The following is a 6,393-nucleotide window of genomic DNA, read 5'->3' as shown; positions in this document are numbered from 1 at the left end:
AAGCCCAACTCCTCGCCCTACTCAACATCGATCCCACCCGACCACGATGGCTATAACGGCAGTCCACAACCATGTGCGAAGTCCACGTCTAGCCGCCCCGCCGGCCTGCCGCCCGCCGCCCCGCCGGCTTTCGCGATCTTGGAGACCTGCGCACAGCAGCGAGTTAACTCGCCAAGATCGCGGCGGGGCGGCGGTAAGGGCTATCTGGTGGACCAGCCGGTCAGTTCGCCCACGTAGTCGGTGATCAGGCCGGCTGCCCCGGCCTCCACCAGCGCCGGCCACTGGGAGCGGTCGTTCGCCGTCCACGGCATCACGCTGACACCCGCGGCGGCCAGCTCCGCCACCACCGGCCGCCCGTGCAGGACGTCCACCACCGAGGGGTTGCAGACTGTCACGCCCAGGTCCCGGCACTGGGACACGGTTTCCGCGTCGAAGCGGAACAAGAGCAGGCCGCGGCGCAGCTCGGGGGCTATCTCGCGGGATTTGCGGAGCACGTCCGGGTCGAAGCTCTGCACCACGGTCCGGTCCAGCAGGTCGTGGGACGCCAGTTCGGCGATCACCGTCTTGACCTCGTCCAGGGTGGCCGGGCTCTTGATCTCGACGAGCAGGTCGGGCGGGGCCGGGCGGAGCAGGTCCAGGGCCTCGGCGAGGGACGGCACCCGGACGCCGGTGAACGCCGGGCTGAAGCGGATTCCCGCGTCCAGCTCGGCGATCTCGTCCCAGCGCAGGTCCCAGACCCGGCCGCGGCCGGTGGTGGTGCGGTCCACGGTGCGGTCGTGGATCACCACGGGCACGCCGTCGGCGGTGACCCGGACGTCGAACTCGACGATCGTGGCGCCGGCTCGCACCGCCGCCTCGAAGGCGGGCAGCGTGTTCTCCGGGGCGGCGGCGGCGTAACCCCGGTGGGCGACGCGATGCAGCATCAGAACGCCCCGGAGAGGTCCACCGACCCCGTCGCGACCAGCACGGCCGGGCCCTCCAGCCACCAGCCCCCCGCCTCGTCGGCGATCACGGTCAGCCGGCCGCCGGGCACGTCCACCGCGATCGAGCCGACCTGGCGCCCACGGTCACGGAGAGCCACCGCGCCGACCGCGAGCGCCCCGGTGCCGCAGGACAGCGTCTCGCCGGAGCCGCGCTCGTGCACCCGCATGAGCACGTGCCCGTCCACCCCGTCGACGGGCTCGCCCGGCTCGACGAACTCCACGTTCACACCCTGGGGGAAGACCGCCGGGTCGAAGACCGGCTCCCGGGACAGGTCGAGCGAGCCGAGGGCGACCCCGTCGTGCAGGCCGCAGACCAGGTGCGGGTTGCCGCAGTCCACAGCGACTCCCGGGACGGTCAGGGATCCGACGGTCGCGGTGCTTCCCGCGTACACCCGGGGGGTGGTCATCCGCACCCGGATCGTCTCCGCCCCGACCACCGCGACCATGATCCCGGATCGCGTCGCCACCGGCAGGCCCGCAGGGCCGGGCGTGGCGAGGTCGTTCTCCAGCAGGTAGCGGACGAAGACGCGGACGCCGTTGCCGCACATCTCGGCGATCGAGCCGTCGCTGTTCCAGTAGTCCATGAACCACTCGGCCTCGCCGGCGGAACCGGCCGACTCCGGGTGCTTGGCGCTGCGCACCACCCGCAGGACGCCGTCGCCGCCGATGCCCCGGCGCCTGTCGCAGAGCGCGGCGACCAGCTCCGGCGTGAGCGTGAGCTCCCCGTCCGGGTCGGGGAGGATCACGAAGTCGTTGCCGGTGCCGTGGCCCTTGGTGAATCGCAGTCCTTCGGTGAAACGCACGCCGCCCATCATCGCGCAACAGCCAGAGCGTCGGCCACCAGCGTCGGCGCGGCGCCGTCCAGCCAGGTGATCGCGGGGTCGCGGCGGAACCAGGAGCGCTGCCGGCGCACGAACCGGCGGGTGCCGCGGACCGTGTCGTCCTTCGCCTCGGCCTCGGTCATCGCGCCGTCGATCTGCGCGAGCGCCTGCTGGTAGCCGAGGGCGCGGGAGGCGGTCCGGCCGTCCCGGATGCCGGTCAGGCCGTGCACCTCCTCGACCAGGCCGGCCGCCCACATCAGGTCGACCCGCAGCGCGATCCGGTGGTCCAGTTCGGCGGTGTCCCGGTCGACCCCGATCTGCACGGCGTCGTAGACCGGCACCGGGTCGGGCAGGGCGGCGGTGAAGGGCTTGCCGGTCAGCTCGATGACTTCGAGGGCCCGGACGATCCGCCGGCCGTTGGAGGGCAGGATCTTGGCGGCCGCCGCCGGGTCCTTGACCGACAAGTCGGCGTACAGGGGGGCGGGGCCGACGGCCGCGAGCCGTTCTTCGAGCCGGGAACGGATCTCCGGAGACGTCCCCGGGAACGCGAAGTCCTCCAGCACCGCCCGCACGTAGAGACCCGACCCGCCGACCAGCAGCGGCACCCGGCCACGGCCGGCGATGTCGTCGATCGCCGCCCGGGCCAGCCGCTGGTACTCCGCGACAGCGGCCGGCTCGGTCACGTCCCAGATGTCGAGCAGATGGTGCGGAACGCCCTCGCGTTCCGCCAGGCTCAGCTTGGCGGTGCCGATGTCCATGCCGCGGTACAGCTGCATGGAGTCGGCGTTGACCACCTCACCACCCAGTTCATGGGCGAGAGCGATGCTCAGGGCGGACTTGCCGGCCGCCGTCGGGCCGACGACGGTGACCACTCGATGACCTGCTCGGGACGGCACCGGCCAACCGTAGGACACCGTTGTGTCACGGTCGCTCGCGGGAGCTTTCCCCGGACCGGGTTGGACCTGTGACAATGCGCGAGAAAGAATGCCCGTGGGAAGGTTGGCATTCACTGCGCTGTGGCGGTGGCCGTGGGTCCTGAGAACGGGACAGGCGGCGCCGGGAGAACGAGGATGAGCTGATGAACGACTGGACGGCCTTCGGGCGCGTGGATGCCGACGGCACCGTGTACGTGAAGACCGCCGAGGGCGACCGGGTGGTCGGCTCCTGGCAGGCTGGTACGCCGGAGGAGGGTCTGGCGCACTTCGCTCGCCGATTCGCCGACCTGGTGACCGAGGTCGACCTCGTCGAGGCTCGCCTCAAGTCGGGCGCCGCCGACGCTTCGCATTCGCTGAGCAGCGTGAAACGTCTGCGCACCACGCTCGACGAGGCGCACGTGGTCGGCGACATCGACGGCCTGGCGGCCCGGCTGGAGCGGCTCGCCGCCCTCGCCGAGGAGAAGGCCGGCGAGGCCCGCGCCGCCCGTGAGGTGGCCCGCGCCGAGGCGCTCGCGCGCAAGACCGCGCTCGTCGAGGAAGCGGAGAAGATCGCCGCCGAGGCGACCGGCTGGAAGACGGCCGGCGACCGCCTCAAGGAGATCCTCGACGAGTGGAAGACGATCCGCGGCGTCGACAAGAAGACCGACGGCGAGCTGTGGAAGCGGTTCGCGACCGCGCGGGACGGGTTCACCCGCCGGCGTGGCGCGCACTTCGCCACCCTCGACGGTCAGCGCAAGCAGGCGCAGACCGCCAAGGAGGAGCTGGTCACCGAGGCCGAGAGCCTCGCCGACTCGACCGAGTGGTCGAGCACGGCGAACCGGCTCAAGGAGCTGATGACCGAGTGGAAGGCGGCGCCCCGTGCCGCCAAGGAGGCCGAGCAGCGCCTCTGGGAACGCTTCCGGGCCGCTCAGGACGCGTTCTTCACCCGGCGCAGCGAGGTCTTCTCGGCCCGCGACGCGGAGTACCAGGGCAACCTGGAGAAGAAGCAGGCCATCCTCGCCGAGCTCGAGGCGCTCGACGTGGACGCGGACGCCCGCGGCGCGCAGAACAAACTGCGTGACGCGCAGGCCGCGTGGCACGAGGCGGGCCGGGTTCCGCGTGAGGCTGCCGCCTCGCTGGACCGTCGCTGGCGGGCCGCCGAGGAGCGCATCCGCGTCGCGATGGACTCCGCCTGGCGCAAGACCACCCCGCAGGACAACCCGCTGCTGCGTCAGATGCGCGACCAGGTGGCCGAGGCCGAGCAGCGTCTCGCGCGCGCCCAGGCCGCCGGCGACGCGCGCCGGATCAAGGAGGCCGAGCAGGCCCTCGCGTCGAAGCGCCAGTTCCTCGCTCTGGCCGAGCAGGCGAACTGACCTCAGCCGCGTGATCAGGCGGCGGGCCGTTGGCCCGCCGCCTTTTCCGTTCCGGTACGCAGGACCGGAGGCGCCCGAGAGTCCGGGGCGGCCTCGCTGCCGGGTCACGGCCGTCCGGCCGGTTTCGCTACCGGTGCATGGCCGGGCTTCCGGCCCCCTCTTCCGTCAGCGCCGACAGTTCGGACATGTCGGCGTTTGCCCCGGTGCAGATCACGGCCACCCGGCGGCCGGCGAAGTGTTCCTGGTGGGTCATGACGGCGGCCAGCGCCGCCGCGCCGGCGCCCTCGGCCTGGGTGTGTGCCGCAGTGGACAGCAGGCGGCGGGCCTCGGTGATCTGCTCGTCGGTGACCAGCAGGAAGTCCCTGAGCCGGCCCGCCATCAGCCGCTGCGGCAGGGCGTAACCGCGGCCGGTGGCCAGACCCGCCACGGCGGTCCGGTTGGGCCGCTCCGCGAGGGTCCCGGAACGCCAGGAGTCGTGGGCGGCCGGCGACGCCGACGATTGGACACCGATCACCGCGCAGTGCGGCGCGAGGGCTTCGGCCACCACGCAGGCGGCCGCCGCGCCGGTGCCGCTGCCGACCGGCACGACTATCGCGTCCAGGTCCGGGTGTGCCTCCAGGATCTCCAGGTACAGGGTGCCGACCCCGGCCAGCAGTTCCGGCGTGTCACCGGGGCTGATCAGGCGGGCGCCGGTCTCCGCGGCCAGTTTCCCGGCGTGGCGTTCCGCTGCCCCCAGCGAGTCCCCGCTCAGCAGCGCGGTGGCCGACCAGCCCTCGACCGCCTCGACCTTCGCCCTCGGGGTGCCGGTCGGCATGACCACGGTGCAGTCCACGCCGAAGACCCGGCTCGCGTACGCCATGGACTGCGCGTGGTTGCCGGTGGAGTACGTGACGACGCCCTGACCACGCTCCGCCTCTGTCATCCGCGACAAAAGCGTCAATCCGCCGCGCACCTTGAACGCTCCGACCGGCTGCGCGTTCTCGTGCTTGATCAGCACGGTGGCGCCGGTGGCCCGGTCCACGAGCGGGTAGGACCAGATCGGCGTCGGCGGCAGGTGGTCGGCGAGCAGCGACCGGGCGGCACGCACGTCGGCGAGGGTGAGTTCCATGGTGTCGATCGTCGGCCGCCGTGACGCATAGGTCCAATGTCAAAGTCTTTGCTTACCGATAGAACCCGTTGATACGTTGCTGCGATGCTCGACGTAACCCGGCTCTCCGTGCTGGTCGCGGTCGCCCGGCACGGATCCGTCACCGCGGCCGCCCGTGCCCTGCACTACGCCCAGCCGTCGGTGAGTCACCACCTGGCCCGGCTCGAGGCGGAAACCGGCAGCGTGCTGCTCCAGAAGGTGGGCCGGGGCGTGCGGCTCACCGAGGCCGGCCGCCTCCTGGCCGACCGGGCCGAGGAGATCCTGGGACGGCTCACCGCCGCCGAGGCGGAACTGGCCGCGCACACCGGGCTGCGTAGCGGGCGGGTGCGGCTCGCGGCGTTCCCGTCGGCGCTCGGCACGTTCGTCCCGGTGGCGGCGGCGACGTTCGCTCAGGCGCACCCGGAGGTGGATCTGCGGTTCACCGAGGCCGAGCCGCCGGAAGCGGCGCGGCTGCTGCGCAGCGGCGAGGTGGAGGCGGCGGTGGTGTTCGCGTTCCCCGGTGGGCCGGGGCTGGACGGGTTGCGCCACGAGCAGTTGCTGGACGAGGGGACGAACCTGGTCGCGCCGGCGGGGTGGGACGGGGATCGGCTCGCGGACCACCGGGACCGGCCGTGGATCGGGGGCTGTGAACGGTGCCAGGGACGGTTGCGCAGCGCGTGCGCGGCCGAGGGGTTCACGCCGGACATCCGGTTCACCACTGACGACTACGTGGCGGTGCAGGCGCTCGTCGCGGCCGGGCTCGGCGTCACCACGCTGCCGGCGCTGGCGCTGGCCGCCCACCGGAACCCCCGGGTGCGCGTCGTCCCGCTGCCGGACGCGGGCCGCCGGATCTCCGTGGCGGTGGCCGGCGACCCACCCGACCCGCCGGGGACGGCCGCCCTGCTGACCCACCTCAGAGCAGCCACCCGCACCCTGCAGTCAACCTGAAATCGCGTGGGGAGTTGGGGTGCAAACCGCGCCTCAACTCCACACGCAACCCGGGCGACCAACCGCGTGTGGAATTCGGGTGCGCAGCGCACCCCACATCAACACGCAACCCGGGTGACCAACCGCGTGTGGAACTCGGGTGCGCAGCGCGCCCCAACTCCACACGCAACCCGGGCAACCAACCGCGTGTGGAATTCGGGTGCGCAGCGCGCCCCAACTCCACACGCA

Annotated in this window: 6 protein-coding genes; 2 read left to right on the top strand and 4 right to left on the bottom strand. The window is 72.5% G+C overall.

What is annotated here, in order from left to right; genetic code table 11:
* Positions 1-200 precede the first annotated feature (200 nt).
* The 3 genes from AB0F72_RS25645 to miaA are packed head-to-tail and all read right to left on the bottom strand — an operon-like array spanning position 201 to position 2,718.
* Positions 201-923, bottom strand: a complete 723-nt coding sequence (locus AB0F72_RS25645; RefSeq protein ID WP_360435848.1) for a glycerophosphodiester phosphodiesterase family protein — start codon at positions 921-923, stop codon at positions 201-203.
* Positions 923-1,768, bottom strand: a complete 846-nt coding sequence (dapF, locus tag AB0F72_RS25640) for a diaminopimelate epimerase (protein WP_360435864.1) — start codon at positions 1,766-1,768, stop codon at positions 923-925. Before dapF ends, AB0F72_RS25645 begins: the two co-directional genes overlap by 1 nt.
* 26 nt (positions 1,769-1,794) lie before the next feature.
* The gene (gene miaA / locus AB0F72_RS25635; RefSeq protein WP_360435846.1) at positions 1,795-2,718 is read right to left on the bottom strand and encodes a tRNA (adenosine(37)-N6)-dimethylallyltransferase MiaA; all 924 of its coding nucleotides are present in this window, start codon (positions 2,716-2,718) and stop codon (positions 1,795-1,797) included.
* 164 nt (positions 2,719-2,882) lie between these two features.
* On the opposite strand from miaA, the gene AB0F72_RS25630 reads away from it, so the two are divergent.
* The gene (locus AB0F72_RS25630; RefSeq protein WP_360435844.1) at positions 2,883-4,091 is read left to right on the top strand and encodes a DUF349 domain-containing protein; all 1,209 of its coding nucleotides are present in this window, start codon (positions 2,883-2,885) and stop codon (positions 4,089-4,091) included.
* Between the two features lie 127 nt (positions 4,092-4,218).
* Here AB0F72_RS25630 and AB0F72_RS25625 read toward each other — a convergent pair whose 3' ends face one another.
* Positions 4,219-5,199, bottom strand: coding sequence for a pyridoxal-phosphate dependent enzyme (locus tag AB0F72_RS25625; RefSeq protein ID WP_360435842.1), 981 nt, complete (start codon positions 5,197-5,199; stop codon positions 4,219-4,221).
* Between the two features lie 84 nt (positions 5,200-5,283).
* Here AB0F72_RS25625 and AB0F72_RS25620 point away from each other — a divergent pair, with 84 nt between their 5' ends.
* Positions 5,284-6,165 carry a LysR family transcriptional regulator gene (locus AB0F72_RS25620; RefSeq protein WP_360435840.1) on the top strand — a complete coding sequence of 294 codons (882 nt, stop codon included), beginning with the start codon at positions 5,284-5,286 and terminating at the stop codon, positions 6,163-6,165.
* Positions 6,166-6,393: the final 228 nt, after the last annotated feature.

Source organism: Actinoplanes sp. NPDC023936 (assembly GCF_040639325.1).
In the GTDB taxonomy this organism is placed as follows: Bacteria; Actinomycetota; Actinomycetes; order Mycobacteriales; family Micromonosporaceae; genus Actinoplanes.
The sequence above is the reverse complement of the archived record's forward strand: the minus strand, read 5'-3'. Positions and strand labels throughout refer to the sequence as shown.